Origin of the sequence: Cellulomonas sp. WB94 (genome assembly GCF_003115775.1) — a bacterium.
GTDB lineage: Bacteria > Actinomycetota > Actinomycetes > Actinomycetales > Cellulomonadaceae > Cellulomonas_A.
This window is the reverse complement of record NZ_QEES01000002.1, coordinates 1,559,591-1,576,402: the sequence shown is the minus strand read 5'-3', so window position 1 is coordinate 1,576,402 and position 16,812 is coordinate 1,559,591. Positions and strand designations below refer to the sequence as shown.

Annotated in this window: 15 protein-coding genes and 1 pseudogene; 9 read left to right on the top strand and 7 right to left on the bottom strand. The window is 72.7% G+C overall.

The genetic code is table 11. The features are described from left to right. The first annotated feature begins 38 nt into the window (after positions 1 to 38). The 3 genes and pseudogenes from hemB to DDP54_RS18600 all read left to right on the top strand — a co-directional run. Positions 39 to 1,040 carry a porphobilinogen synthase gene (gene hemB / locus DDP54_RS08400; RefSeq protein WP_109132452.1) on the top strand — a complete coding sequence of 334 codons (1,002 nt, stop codon included), beginning with the start codon at positions 39 to 41 and terminating at the stop codon, positions 1,038 to 1,040. After that, positions 1,037 to 2,368 (top strand): glutamate-1-semialdehyde 2,1-aminomutase, encoded by a 1,332-nt coding sequence (gene hemL / locus DDP54_RS08395; protein WP_109131358.1) that lies wholly within the window; start codon positions 1,037 to 1,039, stop codon positions 2,366 to 2,368. The genes hemB and hemL overlap by 4 nt, the downstream gene beginning before the upstream one ends. A 386-nt stretch (positions 2,369 to 2,754) precedes the next feature. Then, positions 2,755 to 2,907: pseudogene (locus DDP54_RS18600) on the top strand (nickel-binding protein); the annotation flags it as partial. A gap of 99 nt (positions 2,908 to 3,006) precedes the next feature. On the opposite strand, the gene DDP54_RS08385 reads toward DDP54_RS18600, so the two are convergent. Then, positions 3,007 to 5,856 carry a LuxR family transcriptional regulator gene (locus tag DDP54_RS08385; protein WP_158274487.1) on the bottom strand — a complete coding sequence of 950 codons (2,850 nt, stop codon included), beginning with the start codon at positions 5,854 to 5,856 and terminating at the stop codon, positions 3,007 to 3,009. 215 nt (positions 5,857 to 6,071) lie between these two features. Here DDP54_RS08385 and DDP54_RS08380 point away from each other — a divergent pair, with 215 nt between their 5' ends. Continuing rightward, positions 6,072 to 7,073 carry a ScyD/ScyE family protein gene (locus DDP54_RS08380; RefSeq protein WP_109131356.1) on the top strand — a complete coding sequence of 334 codons (1,002 nt, stop codon included), beginning with the start codon at positions 6,072 to 6,074 and terminating at the stop codon, positions 7,071 to 7,073. A 163-nt stretch (positions 7,074 to 7,236) separates the two neighbouring features. Here the strand turns inward: DDP54_RS08380 and DDP54_RS18175 are convergent, their stop codons facing one another. After that, positions 7,237 to 7,554: a YciI family protein gene (locus tag DDP54_RS18175; RefSeq protein WP_158274486.1), complete on the bottom strand. Its 318-nt coding sequence runs from the start codon at positions 7,552 to 7,554 to the stop codon at positions 7,237 to 7,239. Between the two features lie 210 nt (positions 7,555 to 7,764). Here DDP54_RS18175 and DDP54_RS18170 point away from each other — a divergent pair, with 210 nt between their 5' ends. Continuing rightward, entirely contained in the window at positions 7,765 to 8,154 is a 390-nt protein-coding gene (locus DDP54_RS18170; protein WP_158274485.1) for a hypothetical protein, read from the top strand. Positions 8,155 to 8,228: 74 nt separating this feature from the next. Next, complete coding sequence (locus DDP54_RS18910; protein ID WP_109131354.1) at positions 8,229 to 8,816, top strand: hypothetical protein; 588 nt, start codon at positions 8,229 to 8,231, stop codon at positions 8,814 to 8,816. A 12-nt stretch (positions 8,817 to 8,828) separates the two neighbouring features. Here the strand turns inward: DDP54_RS18910 and DDP54_RS08365 are convergent, their stop codons facing one another. From DDP54_RS08365 to DDP54_RS08345, 5 genes are read right to left on the bottom strand one after another with little or no spacing between them, the layout of a single operon-like run. After that, positions 8,829 to 9,395, bottom strand: coding sequence for a dihydrofolate reductase family protein (locus DDP54_RS08365; protein ID WP_109131353.1), 567 nt, complete (start codon positions 9,393 to 9,395; stop codon positions 8,829 to 8,831). Positions 9,396 to 9,443: 48 nt separating this feature from the next. Continuing rightward, a complete protein-coding gene (locus tag DDP54_RS08360; RefSeq protein WP_146192397.1) occupies positions 9,444 to 9,836 on the bottom strand; it encodes a hypothetical protein in 393 nt (130 codons plus the stop codon). A gap of 12 nt (positions 9,837 to 9,848) precedes the next feature. After that, positions 9,849 to 10,745: an alpha-L-glutamate ligase gene (locus DDP54_RS08355; protein WP_109131351.1), complete on the bottom strand. Its 897-nt coding sequence runs from the start codon at positions 10,743 to 10,745 to the stop codon at positions 9,849 to 9,851. Then, a complete protein-coding gene (locus tag DDP54_RS08350) occupies positions 10,745 to 11,506 on the bottom strand; it encodes a hypothetical protein (protein ID WP_109131350.1) in 762 nt (253 codons plus the stop codon). Before DDP54_RS08350 ends, DDP54_RS08355 begins: the two co-directional genes overlap by 1 nt. 3 nt (positions 11,507 to 11,509) lie before the next feature. Continuing rightward, positions 11,510 to 13,423, bottom strand: coding sequence for a M6 family metalloprotease domain-containing protein (locus DDP54_RS08345; protein ID WP_242448300.1), 1,914 nt, complete (start codon positions 13,421 to 13,423; stop codon positions 11,510 to 11,512). 193 nt (positions 13,424 to 13,616) lie between these two features. On the opposite strand from DDP54_RS08345, the gene DDP54_RS08340 reads away from it, so the two are divergent. Genes DDP54_RS08340 through DDP54_RS08330 form a run of 3 tightly spaced genes read left to right on the top strand, consistent with a single transcriptional unit; the run spans position 13,617 to position 16,767 of the window. Further along, positions 13,617 to 13,898, top strand: a complete 282-nt coding sequence (locus DDP54_RS08340; RefSeq protein ID WP_109131349.1) for a metal-sensitive transcriptional regulator — start codon at positions 13,617 to 13,619, stop codon at positions 13,896 to 13,898. 47 nt (positions 13,899 to 13,945) lie between these two features. Continuing rightward, entirely contained in the window at positions 13,946 to 14,179 is a 234-nt protein-coding gene (locus tag DDP54_RS08335; RefSeq protein WP_109131348.1) for a heavy-metal-associated domain-containing protein, read from the top strand. Then, positions 14,176 to 16,767 (top strand): heavy metal translocating P-type ATPase, encoded by a 2,592-nt coding sequence (locus DDP54_RS08330; RefSeq protein ID WP_277949588.1) that lies wholly within the window; start codon positions 14,176 to 14,178, stop codon positions 16,765 to 16,767. The genes DDP54_RS08335 and DDP54_RS08330 overlap by 4 nt, the downstream gene beginning before the upstream one ends. Positions 16,768 to 16,812 lie beyond the last annotated feature (45 nt).

Here is a 16,812-nt window from a genome sequence, read left to right as displayed (position 1 = left end):
CCCAGCGCACACCACGCCGCCGCGAGCGCTCGCGTGACATGCCGAGCGACCTGCCCTCGCCCGGCCGCATCCGCCCCCGGCGCACGCGCACGACGCCGGCCATGCGCCGCCTCGTCGCGCAGACCCACCTCGACCCGGCCCAGCTCGTGCTCCCGCTGTTCGTCCGGGAGGGCCTGACCGAGCCGCGGCCGATCAGCTCGATGCCGGGCGTCGTCCAGCACTCGCGCGAGTCGCTGCGCCGGGCCGTCACCGAGGCCGCGACGGCCGGGCTCGGCGGAGTCATGCTCTTCGGCATCCCTGAGCACCGGGACGCGACCGGCACGCAGGCGACTCACCCGGACGGCATCCTCAACGTGGCCCTCGCGGACACCGTCACCGAGGTCGGGGAGGCGCTCGTCATCCAGGCCGACCTGTGCCTCGACGAGTTCACCGACCACGGCCACTGCGGGGTCCTCACACCGTCCGGTGCGGTCGACAACGACGCGACCCTCGTGCGGTACGCCGACATGGCCCTCGCGCAGGCCCGGGCGGGTGCCCACCTCGTCGGGCTCAGCGGCATGATGGACGGCCAGGTCGGCGTCGTCCGAGACGCGCTGGACGGGGCGGGGTACCTCGACGTGGCGGTCCTGGCCTACGCCGCGAAGTACGCGTCGGCGTTCTACGGCCCGTTCCGCGAAGCTGTCGAGTCGACGCTCGTGGGCGACCGCCGCACCTACCAGATGGACCCCGCGAACCGCCGCGAGGCGATCCGCGAGGTCGCGATCGACATCGCCGAGGGCGCCGACATCATCATGGTGAAGCCCGCACTGGCCTACCTCGACGTGCTGGCGGACGTGGCCGCGACCTCGACCGTGCCCGTCGCGGCGTACCAGGTGTCCGGGGAGTACGCGATGATCGAGGCCGCCGCGGCGAACGGCTGGATCGACCGCCGCCGCGCGGTGATGGAATCGGTGCTGAGCATCCGACGGGCCGGCGCGGACCACGTGCTGACCTACTGGGCCGTCGAGCTGGCCGGATGGCTGGACGAGGAGATCGCATGACCGGGTTGGACGCCACGTCGGCGGCGTACTTCGAGCGGACGCAGGCGGTCATCCCCGGCGGGGTCAACTCGCCGGTGCGCGCGTACGGGTCGGTCGGCGGCACGCCGCGGTTCCTGGCGTCGGCACGCGGCGCCTACGTGACCGACGTCGACGGGCGCGAGTACGTCGACCTCGTCGGCTCGTGGGGCCCGGCGCTCCTGGGCCACGCGCACCCGGCCGTCGTCGAGGCGGTCCAGCAGGCCGCCGCACGCGGGCTGTCGTTCGGCGCGCCCACGCTCACCGAGGTCGAGCTCGCGGAGGAGATCCGGTCCCGCGTCCCGGCGGCCGAGCGGCTCCGGCTCGTCTCGACCGGCACCGAGGCCACCATGACCGCCGTGCGGCTCGCCCGCGGGGTGACGGGCCGCGACCGCATCATCAAGTTCGCCGGCTGCTACCACGGACACGTCGACTCGCTCCTGGCCGCCGCCGGCTCGGGCGTCGCGACGCTCGCGCTTCCCGGGTCGGCCGGGGTCACCGCCGCGGTCGCCGCCGAGACGATCGTGCTGCCCTACAACGACCTCGCCGCGGTCGAGGCCGCGTTCGCCGAGCACGGCAGCACGATCGCCGCCGTCATCACCGAGGCCGCCGCGGCGAACATGGGTGTCGTCCCGCCGCGGCCCGGGTTCAACGCGGCGCTGGCCCGCATCGCCCACGCGCACGGCGCCCTGCTCATCCAGGACGAGGTGCTGACGGGGTTCCGCGTCGGGCCCGGCGGGTGGTGGGGCCTCGAGGGTGCCGTCGAGGGCTGGGCCCCCGACCTGCTCACGTTCGGCAAGGTCATCGGCGGCGGCCTGCCCGTCGCGGCGGTGGGTGGCCGGGCGGACGTCCTGGGCGCTCTCGCGCCGCTTGGGCCTGTCTACCAGGCCGGCACCTTGTCCGGGAATCCCGTCGCGACCGCCGCCGGGCTCGCGACCCTGCGCGCCGCCGACGCCGGGGTCTACGCGCGCGTCGACGCCGTCGCCGCGACGCTGCGGGGCGCACTCACGTCGGCACTCGACGCGGCGGGCGTCGCGCACGTGGTCCAGTCGGCCGGCAGCCTCTTCAGCGTCGTCTTCGGAGCAGCCGCCGCCGAGCGCGGTGCCCACGACTACACCGACATGCTGGCCAGCGAGTCGTGGCGGTACGCGCCGTTCTTCCACGCGCTGCTCGACGCGGGCGTGTACGCGCCGCCGTCGGGCTTCGAGGCGTGGTTCGTCTCGGCCGCGCACGACGACGCCGCGGTCGAGCGGATCGTCGCCGCGCTGCCGGCCGCCGCACGGGCCGCCGCGGCGGCGACTGCACCCGCCTGACCGAACCAACGCGCGGGTCCAACTTCTGGCGAGGCGCGCGACGACAGCGGAGCAGCGCCGAACAACTCGGACGACGCGGGTCGATCGGGGCCTCGTGCGTCGGAGTGAGATACGCCGCGGGTCTCGCCGGGCCACGACGCTCCGGACCAGCACGCCCTCCTGGGCATCCGTCCGACCTGCGGATACGCACCGCCTGTCCCCAGACGGGGCCAGTTCGGGCCGCCCACACGCCACGGTGATTCCCGAACGCGGCCCCCCACGGCGTCGTGGATCGGTCTCCGCCCGGTCCACGGCTCTTTCCAGCTGCCACGAGACCGACATACGCTGCCCGGACCTGCCTCCGCCGGTCGCAGGACGCCGAGGGGGTGCCGAGAGTGCCGGTGTTCATGATCGAGCGCAAGTACTCGGAGCTGATGCAGCCCTCCCCGGAGGCGGCGCGGGCGATCAACGAGATCAACGCCGACGAGGACGTCCGTTGGGTCGTCTCGTTCCTGTCCGCCGATCGGCGCAAGTCCTACTGCCTGTACGAGGCCGAGGCGGCCGAGGCGCTGATCAGGGCAGCCGAGCGAGCCGGCCTACCAGCCGACGTCATCACCGAGCTCGGCCACGGGTGCTGCCGGACGGGACGCTGTCGGACGTCATCGGCAGAGCTCCGGGGGCCGGAGCATCGCCGCCTGCGTGCGGTTGGACGAGTGCGTCTTCATCAGGATGTTGCGCACGTGGTTGGCGGCCGTGTGCTCGCTGATCACGAGCGTCCGGGCGATCCCGCGGTTGCTCAACCCGAGCCGGAGGAGCCCCAGCACCTCGTCCTCCCGGGCCGTGAGACCCCACGGTGTCCGCCGTCGGTCGGCTAGCTCGTCCAGGTCACGCCGGACGCGTACCAGTCCGTGGTCCTCGGCCAGCACCCGGGCCCGTGCCGACAGCGCCTCGGCGTTGACGTCGGGAGCTGGGTGCGTGCTCAGGTGGCGCGCGTACGCGACAAGCGTGTGAGCAATGTGCAAGGTGGCGCCCATCCGTTCGTTCATCGCCAGCGCGCTCTCGAAGTGCGCGCGGGCCTCGGGCCGGCCGAGCAACGACTCGAGCATCGCCAGTGGCAGGTCCGCGCTGCCGAGCGGGTGCAAGAACTCCGACCCGAGCAGGTTGAAGCCCTCGTACCGGGCGACCAGGGGAACCAGGCGCTCGGCCACGGCGGCATCACCGAGCCAGACCGCGGCGTCCACCAGGTACCCGAGGGCCGCCGGCCACGACGCCGATGCTTGCAGATGACCCAGGTCACCTGACATCACGTGCTGCAGCCACCCCCGGCAGGTCTCGGCGTCGCGCACCTCGGCCGCCAACGCCAGCGCTGCTGGTGGCCACACGCCGACGTCGCCGGGGCGGGGCAGGAGGCCCGCCGCACCCACCGGTAGTCCGGACTCACGTCGGAGGGCGAAGGTCATCAGCCCGTCCGTGCCAGAGACGGCGTGCCCGACGACTTCAGAATCGCGGATCGCCTGAGCGAGCACCGTCTCGGCGCGATCGAGCTCCGCGTGGGCCAGAGCCAGCCCGAAGGCGACCGCGTCACTGACCCAGCGCCAGAACGGCTGCCGCGCCCGGTCGGCCACCCACTCCAGATCACGGGCCGCCGCCGTCAGCTCGCTCGGCTCACCCTTGACGTAGTGCGAGGCACACCGGTGGTAGTGGGCGCGGCCCAGCCGGACCTGCATCGTGGTCCCTTGGGCGAGTGTCATGAGTTCCCGGGTGCGCTCGAGCGTCTGGTCGATCTGCTCGAAGCTGCTGCCGTCATTGAGGGAGATGGACAGCACCCGCGCCAAGACCTCCGGATCGCCGAGCTCGTGCGCACGGGCGATCGCGCTGCTGCCGAGCAGTCGCCCGGTAGCCGCGTCGCCGCTCCAGGCGTGCGCCCGGGCGAGGCAGACGGTGGCGACGACGCGCAGGTCGGCGGGGCTGTCGTCGGGAGCCAGAAGGGCGTCGGCCAGGAGCCGGCGGGCGGTCGCGACCTCCTGGCCGTCGTGCCAGCTCGCCGACGAGTACCCGATCGCCGCACGGAGGCGGAGCTCCGGATCGGGGCTCCCCGCCACCACCTCATCGAGCGAACGCGCCCGCTGGCACTGCCAGCCGAGCAGCGCGCTACGTGCGGCGGAGAGCCTCAGCTCGTCACGGGTCCGCGTGCCCTGGGCGAACCTCGCCGCCCTCTCGTAGTAGTCGGCCGCCTCGGCGTGCGCCGACGCAGCGTTGGTCAGGTCGCCCGCCTCGGCGAGGTAGGTCGATGCCTGCGCCTCGAAGCCGAGGACGGCGGCGCCGGCGTAGTGTGCCGCGAGCCGGATCGTGCGCCGGCGTGCCGACGGCCGATCCTCCAGGGTGAGCGCGACGGCAGCGTGGCTCTGAGCCTGCTCCAGGTCGCTCAGGGTCTCGATCACGGCCTGGCGCGCCAGGGCATGCGGGAACCGGGCCGCAGCGTCCTCCAAGGCGGTCGCGTCGAGCAGCCCGGCAACCTTGGCGAGCTCGAGCGCGGCCACTGTCTCGGCCCGGGAGACCCGCTCCCCCACCAGTCGCTCCATCGCGGCACTCAGTTCGCCCACGTCGACCTCCTCGCCCATCACTGCCGCGAGGCGGATGACGTCTCGCCCGTGGCCGGGAAGCGCCCCAATTCGTTCGGCCACCAGCGCGGCGAAGGCGCCCGGTGCGGAGATGGGCGCAGGGCGGCCGGCGAGGAGGGCCTCCTTGTCGAGCTGACGGCAGACCTCGCGCAGCAGGAAGGGGTTTCCACCGGTGGAGTCACGCATGGCAGCAGCCGCCTGACGGGCGTGGACGCTTCCGACGATCGAGTTCCGCACGAGGTAGGTGGTGATGTCTGCGACGTCGAGCCCGGCGAGGTCGAGCCGGAGGACACCATCAGCAGCGAAGAGGTTGCTGATCACGGCGCTGAGCTCGGTCGACACCGACGGGCCGGGGCTCCGCAGCGTGGCGAGCACGAGCAGCGGCAGGTCGACGCATCGGCGGACGACGTACTTGAGCACCTCGAGGGCAGCCGGCCCGGCCCAGTGCAGGTCTTCCAGGACGAGCACCACCGGGCGAACGGTGGTCGCCCACTGGAGGATGTCAGCGACAGCGCGGCACAGGTCCTCGATCCGGATCCCGTCCGCCGGTTGCGCGACGCGGGTGCCGGTGAGGGCTCCCAACCGCTGGACGGCGAGCGGGTCCGGGCCAGGCCCGTCGCCGTCCGGGTACACCGCCCCCAGCAGCGTGCCGAGCGGCTCGACGAAGGGGTCGTAGGCCATTCCCATCTCGGCGACGCAGCCGCCCCAGAGCACCCCGGCGCCTTCGCCGTGCAGGGCGAGCGCCGACTCGACCACGAACCGAGACTTGCCGCCGCCGGCCTCGGCCCCGAGGAAGACCACCCGGCGCACCCCGGCCGAGACGTCCTGCCAGACCCGCTCCATGACGCCGAACTCTGTCCCACGTCCGACGAAGGCGGGCTGCGTCATCCGCAACCAGCGCGTCGGCGGATCCATTCGTCGCCACGAGGGCATCTTGCCACGATAGGCGCATTAAGCCCGGCGGATGTAGTGAGAAATGCCCAGTCGCGGTGACCGGTGCACATGGTCAGCTCCGGTCATGTGCCCGACGGAACCGCAGAACAAGGTCGACCCATGACGGTGCTCGCCCGGGTGCCGCCCGACCTTCCGAAGGGACGAGTCGCATGCGTTCACTCCCGCGGTACCGAGGTCTGGCACTCCTCGCGTCCGTCTCTGTCGTCCTGCTCCTCGCCGCCAGCAGCGCGTCGGCGCACGACGCTCCACCTCACGACGACGCGGTACGGGTGGTCGCCTCCGGGCCCGGCCTGACGGTCGGCAGCGCCGTCGGACCAGACGGCGCGCTGTATGTCACCGACGCGTCAGCCGGGACCCTCGTCCGGGTCGACCCCCGCACCGGTCGATCCCTTGTCGTCGCCGACGGTCTGCCCGTCCAGGGTGCGCCGGGGGTCGGCGGTCCGATGGACGTCGCGTTCCTCGACGGCACCGCGTACGTGCTGGTGACGTTCGTCGGCCCGGACGTCGGTGGCACCGGGATCAACGGCATCTACAGGATCGACGGGCACGGGGCGACCCCGATCGCCGACATCGGTGCCTTCGCAACGGCGAACCCGCCCGCGACGGACTACGTCGTGCCGAGCGGCCTCCAGTTCGCCTTCATCGCGTACCGCGGCGCCTTCTTGGTGACGGACGGGCACCACAACCGGGTGTACCGGGTCACGACCAGCGGCGAGGTGTCGGTGGCTGCCGCCTTCGCGGACGACGTGCCGACCGGCATCACGAGCCGCGGCCGGACCGTGTGGATGACCTTCGCGGGCCCGGTCCCCCACCTGCCGGAGAGCGGCAGGGTGGTCCGGCTCGACCTCGCCTCGCAGTCGGCGGTCCCGATCGCATCAGGCGCTCGCCTGGCGGTGGACGTCGCGGTCAAGGGCTCCGACTTGTACGTGCTGTCGCAGGGCCAGCTGCCGGCCGGCGCCGAGCCAGGAACGCCCGCTCTGCCTGGCACCGGTGCCCTGTACCGCGTCGCGGGCGACGGCACGATGCGGCTGGTCGTCGACGGCCTCGACCGGCCCACGTCGCTGCAGATCATCGGTCGCACCGCGTACATCGTCACGCTGGACGGCGAGATCGACGCGGTGTCGCTCGCCCGCCACGGCGGGTCGCACTAGGACCTCGCCGCGGGAGGCGTGGCGTCATGCAGCCACCAGAGCCGCGACCCGCTTGTCCAAGGTCGCGGCTCTGGTGGCTGTCTCAACGACCGTCCGGATCGGGCCGCCGGTCACTCACCATGCTGCGAGGCCCTGCCTGAGAGCTCGGAGCCGGCCGCGGCGACTACATGCCGGGCATCGCCAGCAGCTCCAGCACCTCGATGGTCCCGCCCGACTCCAGGTGGGGGTGCCCTTCGAGAACCGTCTGGATCTCGTCCGCGGAGTCGGCCTGCATGATCGAGTAGCCGCCGACGAAGCTCTGACCGTCTGGCGCCCCCGCGACCGACTGGGTGGGCATACCGAAGTCGACGACCGCGTCTCCGGCCTTCTGCGCCCACGTCATCCAGGCCTGCATGCTGGCCTCGGCCGCGGCGGGGTCCTGCCCGGCCAGCTGCTCGGCGGCACTGTTCTGCGACCGGTACAGGATCAGGTACTTGCTCATGACGGCTCCTCGGGCGCCGCGCCACGACTCGTTCGTGGCGACAAAGGTCAACCTGACTCCGGCCCGCTGTTCGTGCCTGCCGTGCGCTTGCGCACCGAGGCGTGCCAGCAGCCGCGGGACCGCCTCGACCGACCCCGGTCGCGTGGCACGCCGCGGAGTAGCGGTTGCGGCCGTGACCTGGGACGCTGTCGCCACAGGGGAAGAGGTGCGATGAACAAGTGGCGCTGGGTCTTCGTCGGCGCGGGCCTGGCAGGCTTCGTGGTGCTGGCCGTGCTGATCTCCACGGAGAGCCCGTACGCGGCGTGGTTCGGCAACGCGTTCTGGGCGTTCGTCGTCCTCGGCGCGATCGCCCAGATGATCCGCTCGCAGCGCAGCACCGGCCACGCGGCGCCGGCGGTGCGCCCCGGCTTCCAGGGGCTCGGCGAGGTCCAGGACATCGCCCTCGGACGCACCCCGATGCCGCCCGTGACCTACGGGTCGGACGACGGCGTCGTCCCGACGGAGGTCAGCACACGCACTGACCCGCTCGACGACCCGGTGTGGACGGTCGGGCCCGCCTCGCCGAGCGCCGGGCCCACCTCGCCGGGCGACAGGTCCTGATCCCACCATCTCGGTCACACCCGGCCACCTCCTGCCGATAGGGACACCGAACCCCTCCAGGAGGCAACGGATCGATGGACGGCATCGCGGCGATCACCAGTCGGATCGCGGAGATCCAGAGCACCGTCGGCGCGTTCAGCCCGCAGCCGACGACGACGTCGTCGGCCGGTGCGTTCGACTCGGTGCTGGCCACCGAGGTGAGGAAGCAGTCCGGCAGCACGACCGCGGTCGACCCCACCACGCTGCGCGTCCAGCAGGTCGGCGCGTACGGCGCTGAGCAGCTCACGAACGCCGCCGCGATCATCAAGGCCGGCCAGGCGCTCGGGCTGTCGCTCCGCGACCAGACCATCGGCGTCATGACCGCGATCGGCGAGTCGTCGCTGCGTGTGGTTGACCACGGCGACGCCGCCGGCCCGGACAGCCGCGGGCTCTTCCAGCAGCGCGCGAACGGTGCGTGGGGCAGCTACGCGGACCGCATGAACCCGACGGTCAGCGCGACGAGCTTCTTCACGGCGCTGGCCGGCATCCAGGGCCGCGACTCGGTGGCGCCGACGATCGTCGCGCACACCGTGCAGCGCAACGCCGACCCGCAGTACTACGCGAAGTACTGGGACGACGCCGTCGCGATCGTCTCCGGTCTGACCGGCACCCACAGGTCCTGAGGCACACCGAGCTCAGCTCCGTGCTCGCCCATACCGCAGCATGACGACGCCGTTCCCGAACGTCCGGGTCTCGATCAGGTTCAGGCTGGTTCGCTGGTCCGCGTCCCGGAACAGCGGTTTGCCCCGGCCGAGCAGGACCGGCTGGACGTACAGCCGGTACTCGTCGATGAGGTCCAGCCGGCGGAACGTCTCGGCCAGGTCAGGGCCACCGATCGTCATGTCGCCGCCCGGCTCGGCCTGCAGCGCCCGGATCTCCTCGGGGACGACGTCGCGCCGGAGCGTCGCATTCGGTCCGGCGTGCTCCAGGGTCCGGGAGAACACGACCTTCGGGGTGTCCCGCCAGATGCCCGCGAAGTCGCGAATGGGTGCGGGTGCGTCGGGGTCGGCGTCGGCCGTCGGCCAGTAGTCCTCCATCAGCTCGTAGGTCACGCGGCCGCCGAGGAACGCGCTCATCTTCCGCAGCTCGTCGTTGAAGTAGGTGTGCAGCTCCTCGTCGACCAGGTGCCAGCTGATGTCCCGGTCGGGGCCTTCGAAGAAGCCGTCGATCGACACCCCGATCCACAGCACGATCTTCCGCATCGGCGTCCTCGCTTCAGTCGGGGGGGGAGACGACCGCCCGTTCGGACCTCAGAGCTCGATGAGCGGCCGGGGCGGCTCGTCGTCCGGCCGCCTCCGGTCCTGCGGTGGGCGGCCGGGCGGATCGTGGTCGCCGGGGTCCCCCTCCGGCGGCTCGAGCTCGGGCGCCGGGTCGGTCGTGACGAGCCGGAGCACCCCCGGTCCCGCCATCGCGGCGCAGCCGTGCACGCGCCACCCCGTGAGGTCCTCGGCGGGCAGCTCGTCGCGGTGCACCAGCAGGACCCACGGCTCCTCGGCCGGCTGGTTGGCCGTCAGCATGTCGGGGTACCCCTCGACCGGCCCCGAGCGCCTGACCTGGACGACGAGCTCGAGGCGGCTGTCGTCGTCCCCGACCGACGACACCGACTGCACGACACCGTCGATCTCGGTGCGGTTCTCCCTCACAGCGACCATGGTTCAGTCCGCCTTCCCGGCGAGGTGACGCACCAGCGCTGCCGCGATGGGCTGCCCCGTGTGCGACTCGTAAAAACTGTAGCCCGGCATGGGGTTGACCTCGAAGCAGACCCAGTCCCCCACCGGGGTGCGGCGCAGGTCGATGCCCGCGAGCGGGAGCTCGAGCGTCGCGGCGAGGCGGACGCAACGGTCGGCGATCTCGTCGGGCAGGGTCGTGGCCGTGAGCGCGGCAGTCAGCCCGTCGCGACCCGCGTACCGGTAGTCGACCGCGTCGGACCCGATCTCGGTCGCGAAGACCTCGTGGCCGACGACGTGCACCCGCACGTCCGTCCCGGGCACGAGCGCCTGGAACTGGGTCGGCAGCGACCGGACGCGTTCGAGCCGGCCGAGCGCCGACCCCTCGAGCACCCGGACGATCGACCGGATCCCCGAGATCGACTTGAACACCACGGCCCCCTGCGCCGCGGCGAACGCCCGGACCTCGTCGGGGTCGTCGGTGACGATCGTCTCGGGGACGGCGAACCCCGCGGCCGCGATGAGCTGCGCCTGGTACGGCTTCGAGGCGTTCGAGTGCATCGCCGACGGGCGCGACGCGACCCGGCACGGGGCCACGTCCATCCAGCCGAGCAGCAGCTCGACGAGCAGGCGGCCGCGCTCGCTCTCGCGCGGGTCCGTGCCGGGGACCGGGGAGAGCGGCCTCGCGTAGACCCCGTCCACGTCCCCGAGCAGCGTGCGCGCGCCACCGCTCTCGAGGAAGCCGCTGCCGTCGGCATCGAGGCGCAGGTCCGCGACCGGGTGGGACTGCTGGTCGACGAGCACGTGCTCGACACCGAGGTCCCCCGCCGCCTCGACGACGCGACGCACGGCCGGGTCGTCCCCGTACCCGATGACCAGGATCATCACGCCACCTCCGCGAGGAACGTGCCCGCGAGCGCGATCTCGTCGGGGCTGATGACCGGGGCGAGTGGCTGGGCGTCCACGACCCCGCCCGCGGCGTCGAACCCGACGGACAGGATGCGGCAGCGGGCCGCCTCGGCGAGCGCGCAGCAGCCCCGCGCCTCGGCGACTCCCGACGCGCCGACAGCCCGCCGTCCGGCCACGAGCACTCGCCGGACGACCTCGGGCGTGGTGTCGTGCGGACGACGTGCGTCCCACGCGCTGCCCGACCATCCCGGCACGAGCCGCGCGGACGTCGCGGCGACCCCGTCGGTCACGCGCAGGCCGGCCGTGCTCGCCTCGGCCCGCCACCGCGCACCCGACCAGGCCGGCCCCGTCGGTCCGTCGCCGGTCACCGCGTTGACCACCCGGTCACCGAGCGCGGCGAGCCAGCTGACCGCGAGCGCCTGGGTCTCCGCGGCTGCGTAGTCGCGGTCCGCCGCCGAGGCACCTCGCAGCGCCGACGGCACGCTCGTCGCGGTCCGGAACCAGACGAGCGCGAGGTCGTCGTCGTCCACGGGCTCGCCGAACCCTGCCGGGAAGGTGAGCCGGGTCGAGGCCCGGCCCGTGGACGTGACCCGGTGGGTCCAGCGCGTGCGGTCCCACGCGTAGCCGGGCACCCAGCGCACGTCGACCTCGGGGCGGGCCCGGGCGGCGACGCGCGCCGCCGCCCGAGCCCCGAGGTCCGCGGCGTCGGCCACGACGAGCACGACGGACGCGGTCATCTCCTACCGCACCGGGGTGTCGAACTCGTGCTTCGCGGTCGGGTCGCCCTCGGCCATCCGGGCCGCGAGCTCGGCGTCGCCGGTCGCCGCACCCGGCGCACCGATCAGGTCCGGTCGCAGCGTCTGGTCGATGAACGGTCCGGTGCCGGCGTCCGCGCCGCCACCGCCGGCGCCGTAGTCGCCGCCGGCCTCGGACTCGCCGTAGACGACGGACTCGAGCGCCGCGAGGCGGTCCTCGAGGGCAGACCCCTGCGCCGGGCTGCCACCGAACCCGCCACCCCCGAACCCGCCACCGCCGGCGCCTCCGCCGAGCGGGTCACCGCCACCACCGGGCCGGTTCCAGCCCGGCCACTCGACGACGTTCTTGTACTCACGCTGGTCCTTGATGTCCTTGAAGGCCTCCTTGACGTCCTTCACGGTGTCCTTGCGGAACTCCTTGACCTCCTTGAAGACCTCCTTGCGGATCTCCTTGCGCTGGTCCTTGAGGCTGTCCTTCTTCAGCTCCTTGCGCGCGTCCTTGAGGTCCTTGAGGACCGACTTGCAGGTCACGCGGACGTTCGCGGTCATGACCGCGCCCGACGGCGAGATGGAGGAGAGCGCGACGCACGTGTCGGCGCCCGCGTAGGACTTGGTGCCGGGCGTCGTCGTGCCGTCGATCGTGACGACGGTGGCCGAGCCGGGGAACGGGTCGCCCGCGTCGCCGCGGTTGTGGTCGAGCTCGAGGTCCCGCTTCCCGTCGGCCTGGATGAGCGCCACCTTGTAGTGGTTCTCGTCGGTGTTGCCGGGCTGGGTCTCGTCGATGTGCCAGAGCAGCGCGCCCGGGCCGGGCAGTGCGGCGTCGTAGCCGATCGGCTGACGGTTCTCGAGCAGGAAGTACTCGGAACCGCTTGCGCCGTCCTTCCACAGCCGGAACACGGTGTGCGACGACTCGACCGCCGGGATCGTCAGGGTGCCGTTGGTCGTGACCACCGTCGTCGTGACCCACCCCTGGTTGACCTTGCACCAGGCGCTCGGGTGCGCGGGCTGCGCGCCGCCGCCGTTCCACGAGCCGCCCGACATGAGGCACCAGTTGCCGATGCCCTCGGACGAGTAGTCCGTGTCGTACAGGTCGGGGAAGCCGAACAGCAGGTGGCCGAGCTCATGCGCGCTGACGCCGATCTTGGCGTCCTCGGGGATCGTCAGGTAGCCGTAGATCTTGGTGCTGTCGACGGCGAGCGCGCTCGCGAGGACCGACTTGTGCGACCAGATGTCGCCCTTCGAGCCCGTGACCTCGGCGCCCTGCCCGGCGTGGACCACGATGAACGCGTCCACGAACCCGTTGCCGTCGTTGTCGTACGGCGTGAAGTCCACGGCCGCGTTCGCGGCGTTGGCGGCGTCGAGCGCGAGCTGCGGGGAGCGGAACGCGGTGCCGTTCAGACCGATCCCGGAGCCGTTGTTCGCGTACCACGCGAGCGTGTGCGGCATCCGATACGGCCCGACGACCGTGCCTGCGAGCGTGACGAGGCCGTTCGTGACCTCGGAGTAGTACTCCTTGACGCTCCCGTGCGGGAGGGCGCCCGTCGAGAAGAACAGCTCGTCGAAGTGCGCGGTGGTGGCCGTCATCGTCTTGTCCGAGAAGTCCACGAGGACGACCGCCACGTTCACCGTTCCGCGCAGGGGCGCACGGTCGGCGGCCGTCGCCCGGATCGCCGCGAACGGGGTGCCCGCGGGGAACTCCTCCGGCGGCACGATGACGCCGTCGTTGAAGCCCAGCGGGTGCGGTTCGCGGGCGAGCCGCAGCGCCGGTGCGGCGTCGCGACTCTTGTTGACGGACGCAAGGTCCTTGCGCCACTTGTCTCGCAGCTCCGGGCTCGGCGGGACCGTGCACGTCTGGGTGCGCTGGTCCTGGGTCCCGAACGTCATGACGTCGTCCCTCATCGCACTGACCTCTCCGCATGGACCGCGCACCGGCGCGCGGTCGATACAGGTGAGGAGGGGACGAACCGGCGCAGATACGGCAGCGGGCCACGGATGCGGGACTTTTGTCCCCGCGCGTGGAATACCCCTGGGGGGTACCTTCGTTGGAGCGGGTGAGGCACGACGACCGCGCCCGACGGACCACGGAGGAGCCATGCACGGCTACACCGACAACAAGGACGACTACCTCAAGCGGCTGAGCCGCATCGAGGGCCAGGTCCGCGGCATCGCCCGCATGGTCGACGAGGACGTCTACTGCATCGACATCCTCACGCAGGTCTCCGCCGTCACGAAGGCGCTGCAGGCCGTGAGCATCGGCCTCGTCGAGGACCACCTCGGTCACTGCGTCGTCGACGCCGCCCGGACGTCCCCCGAGGCCGGCGCCGAGAAGGTCCGCGAGGCCGCCGACGCCATCGCCCGGCTCGTCCGCAGCTGACCCAGCACGCTCGCACGCACACCAGAACACCTCGAGAGGAACTCACCATGAGCCAGACCACGACCTTCTCCGTCGACGGCATGACGTGCGGCCACTGCGTCCAGCACGTCACGACCGAGCTCACCGCGATCCCCGGCGTCCGCGACGTGTCGATCGAGCTCGTCAACGGCGGCTCCTCGCCCGTCACCGTCGTCTCCGACGAGCCCTTGACCGACGCCGCCATCGCCGCCGCGATCGACGAGGCGGGCTACGCGCTCACCCCGAAGGGATCGCTGCTGTGACCGAGGGCGTCGTCCGCACCGAGGGCAACCTGCCCGTCGCCACCGTCGACCTCGCGATCGAGGGGATGACGTGCGCGTCGTGCGTCATGCACGTCGAGAAGCGTCTCAACCGGGTCCCGGGCGTCACGGCGACCGTCAACCTCGCGCTCGAGACGGCTCACGTCGAGCTGCTCGCGGACGACGCCGGCACCCCCGCGGACGACGACACCCTCGTCGCCGCGGTCCGCAAGGCCGGGTACGACGCGCGGGTCCTGTCCCGGCGGTCGCTCACGGCCGCCCCAACCACCACCGACGCGCCCGCGGACCCCCACACCGAGCACGCGGACCCGCACACCGCTCACGACGCGACACCGGGTGGGCACGACGCCATGCCCGGCATGCACGACGACATGCCCGGCATGCACGACGACATGGGCATGGACCCCATCGAGCACGCGCTCTCGGGCCACTCGATGCCCGCGGGCCACGAGATGGAGCCCGACGAGGACACCTCGGCCCCGACCGACCAGCGCGGCACTGACCTGCGCCGGCGGCTGCGGGGGGCGGCGGTCCTCACCGTGCCCGTCCTCGCCGTCTCGATGATCCCGGCCCTGCAGTTCCCGGGGTGGCAGTGGGTCGTCGCGGTGCTCGCGCTGCCCGTCTCGACGTGGGCTGCCTGGCCGTTCCACAAGGCGGCCGTGCGCGCCGGACGGCACGGAGCCTCGACGATGGACACGCTCGTGTCGATCGGCATCATCGCGGCGACCGCGTGGTCGCTGTGGGCGCTCGTGCTCGGCGGCGCGGGCGAGATCGGCCTGCGCATGACGCCGACCCTCTTCCCGGCCCGGGACGCCGGGATGGGCATGACCGTCCCCGAGCTGTACTTCGAGACGGCCGCGGTCGTCACCACGTTCCTGCTCGCGGGCCGGTACGCCGAGCACCGGTCGCGTCGTCGGGCCGGTGACGCGCTCCGTGCGCTCCTCGACCTCGGCGCCAAGGACGTCGCGCTGCTGGTCATCGGGCCCGACGGGCGCCGCACCGAGCAGCGCGTGCCGATCTCCCGGCTGCACGTCGGCGACGAGTTCGCGGTGCGACCCGGCGAGAAGGTCGCGACGGACGGCGTCGTGGTGTCCGGGACGAGCGCGGTCGACACCTCGCTGCTCACGGGCGAGCCGGTCCCCGTCGACGTCGGGCCGGGTGACGAGCTCACGGGCGCGACGATCAACTCCTCCGGTCACCTCGTGGTCCGCGCGACGCGCGTCGGCGAGGAGACCCGGCTCGCGCAGATCGGGCGGCTCGTCGCGGCCGCGCAGACCGGCAAGGCACCGGTGCAGCGACTCGCGGACCGCATCTCGGCGGTCTTCGTCCCCGTCGTGCTCGTGCTCGCGACCATCACGTTCGTCGTGTGGCTCGTCTCCGGCGGCGGCACGCAGGCGGCGTTCACCGCGGCGGTCGCGGTGCTGATCATCGCCTGCCCGTGCGCCCTGGGTCTCGCCACGCCGACCGCCCTGCTGGTCGGGACGGGTCGCGGCGCGCAGCTCGGCATCCTCATCAAGGGCCCGGAGATCCTCGAGCAGACCCGCCAGATCGATACCGTGGTGCTCGACAAGACCGGCACGGTGACCCAGGGCCGCATGTCGCTCGTCGACATCCTGGTCCCCGCCGGCGTCCGGTCCGCCGACGCCGCGCAGGCCGAGGTGCTCCGGTACGCCGGCGCGGTCGAGGCACTGTCCGAGCACCCCATCGCGCAGGCCGTCGCCGAGGTCGCGGCCGCAGCCGGACCGAGCGCGGGCGACGCGTCGTCCGTCGGTGAGGACGGCGTCGTCATCGGCTCCGACCAGGTGCTCGACTTCCGCAACGAGCCGGGCCGCGGCGTCGCCGGCGTGGTCCGCACCGCCCACTCGGGTCTCGGCATGGCGCGCCGGGTGCTCGTCGGACGACCGACCTGGCTCGCGGAGCAGCAGATCCGCACCGACGAGCTCGACGGTCCGTTCGCGGCAGCTGAGGCCGACGGCGCGACCGCGGTCATGGTCGCGTGGGACGGCTCGGCGCGCGGGGTGCTGGTCCTGCGCGACCCGGTCAAGGCCACGTCCGGCGAGGCCATCGCGCAGCTGCGCGCCCTCGGGCTGCGCCCCGTCCTGCTCACGGGCGACAACGTTGGCGCCGCGCGGGCCGCAGCCCGGGCCGTCGGCATCGACCCCGACGACGTGTTCGCCCAGGTGCTGCCCGCCGACAAGGTCGACGTCGTCCGCCGCCTGCAGGCCGACGGCGCGCGCGTCGCGATGGTCGGCGACGGCGTGAACGACGCCGCGGCCCTCGCGAGCGCCGACCTCGGGCTCGCGATGGGCACCGGGACCGACGTCGCGATCGAGGCGTCGGACGTGACGCTCGTGCGCGGTGACCTCCGCTCGGCCGCGCAGGCCATCCGGCTGTCGCGGACGACCCTGCGGGTCATCAAGCAGAACCTGTTCTGGGCGTTCGGCTACAACGTCGCGGCGATCCCGCTGGCGGCGCTCGGGCTGCTCAACCCGATGATCGCGGGCGCGGCCATGGCGTTCTCGTCGGTGCTCGTCGTGAGCAACTCGCTGCGGCTGCGCCGCTTCTCGTGACCGGGCGGCGCCGGTTGGGGTGACCGGGCGGCGCCGCCTAGGCTC

Bases quoted from the DNA above. Each gene is read 5' to 3' on its own strand.
- DDP54_RS18910 (WP_109131354.1), top strand. From the start codon at position 8,229: ATGGACGGCATCGCGGCGATCACCAGTCGGATCGCGGAGATCCAGAGC.
- DDP54_RS08365 (WP_109131353.1), bottom strand. From the start codon at position 9,395: ATGCGGAAGATCGTGCTGTGGATCGGGGTGTCGATCGACGGCTTCTTC.
- hemB (WP_109132452.1), top strand. From the start codon at position 39: ATGCCGAGCGACCTGCCCTCGCCCGGCCGCATCCGCCCCCGGCGCACG.
- hemL (WP_109131358.1), top strand. From the start codon at position 1,037: ATGACCGGGTTGGACGCCACGTCGGCGGCGTACTTCGAGCGGACGCAG.
- DDP54_RS18170 (WP_158274485.1), top strand. From the start codon at position 7,765: ATGAACAAGTGGCGCTGGGTCTTCGTCGGCGCGGGCCTGGCAGGCTTC.
- DDP54_RS08380 (WP_109131356.1), top strand. From the start codon at position 6,072: ATGCGTTCACTCCCGCGGTACCGAGGTCTGGCACTCCTCGCGTCCGTC.
- DDP54_RS08340 (WP_109131349.1), top strand. From the start codon at position 13,617: ATGCACGGCTACACCGACAACAAGGACGACTACCTCAAGCGGCTGAGC.
- DDP54_RS08345 (WP_242448300.1), bottom strand. From the start codon at position 13,423: ATGAGGGACGACGTCATGACGTTCGGGACCCAGGACCAGCGCACCCAG.
- DDP54_RS08335 (WP_109131348.1), top strand. From the start codon at position 13,946: ATGAGCCAGACCACGACCTTCTCCGTCGACGGCATGACGTGCGGCCAC.
- DDP54_RS08385 (WP_158274487.1), bottom strand. From the start codon at position 5,856: ATGACGCAGCCCGCCTTCGTCGGACGTGGGACAGAGTTCGGCGTCATG.
- DDP54_RS08350 (WP_109131350.1), bottom strand. From the start codon at position 11,506: ATGACCGCGTCCGTCGTGCTCGTCGTGGCCGACGCCGCGGACCTCGGG.
- DDP54_RS08355 (WP_109131351.1), bottom strand. From the start codon at position 10,745: ATGATCCTGGTCATCGGGTACGGGGACGACCCGGCCGTGCGTCGCGTC.
- DDP54_RS18175 (WP_158274486.1), bottom strand. From the start codon at position 7,554: ATGAGCAAGTACCTGATCCTGTACCGGTCGCAGAACAGTGCCGCCGAG.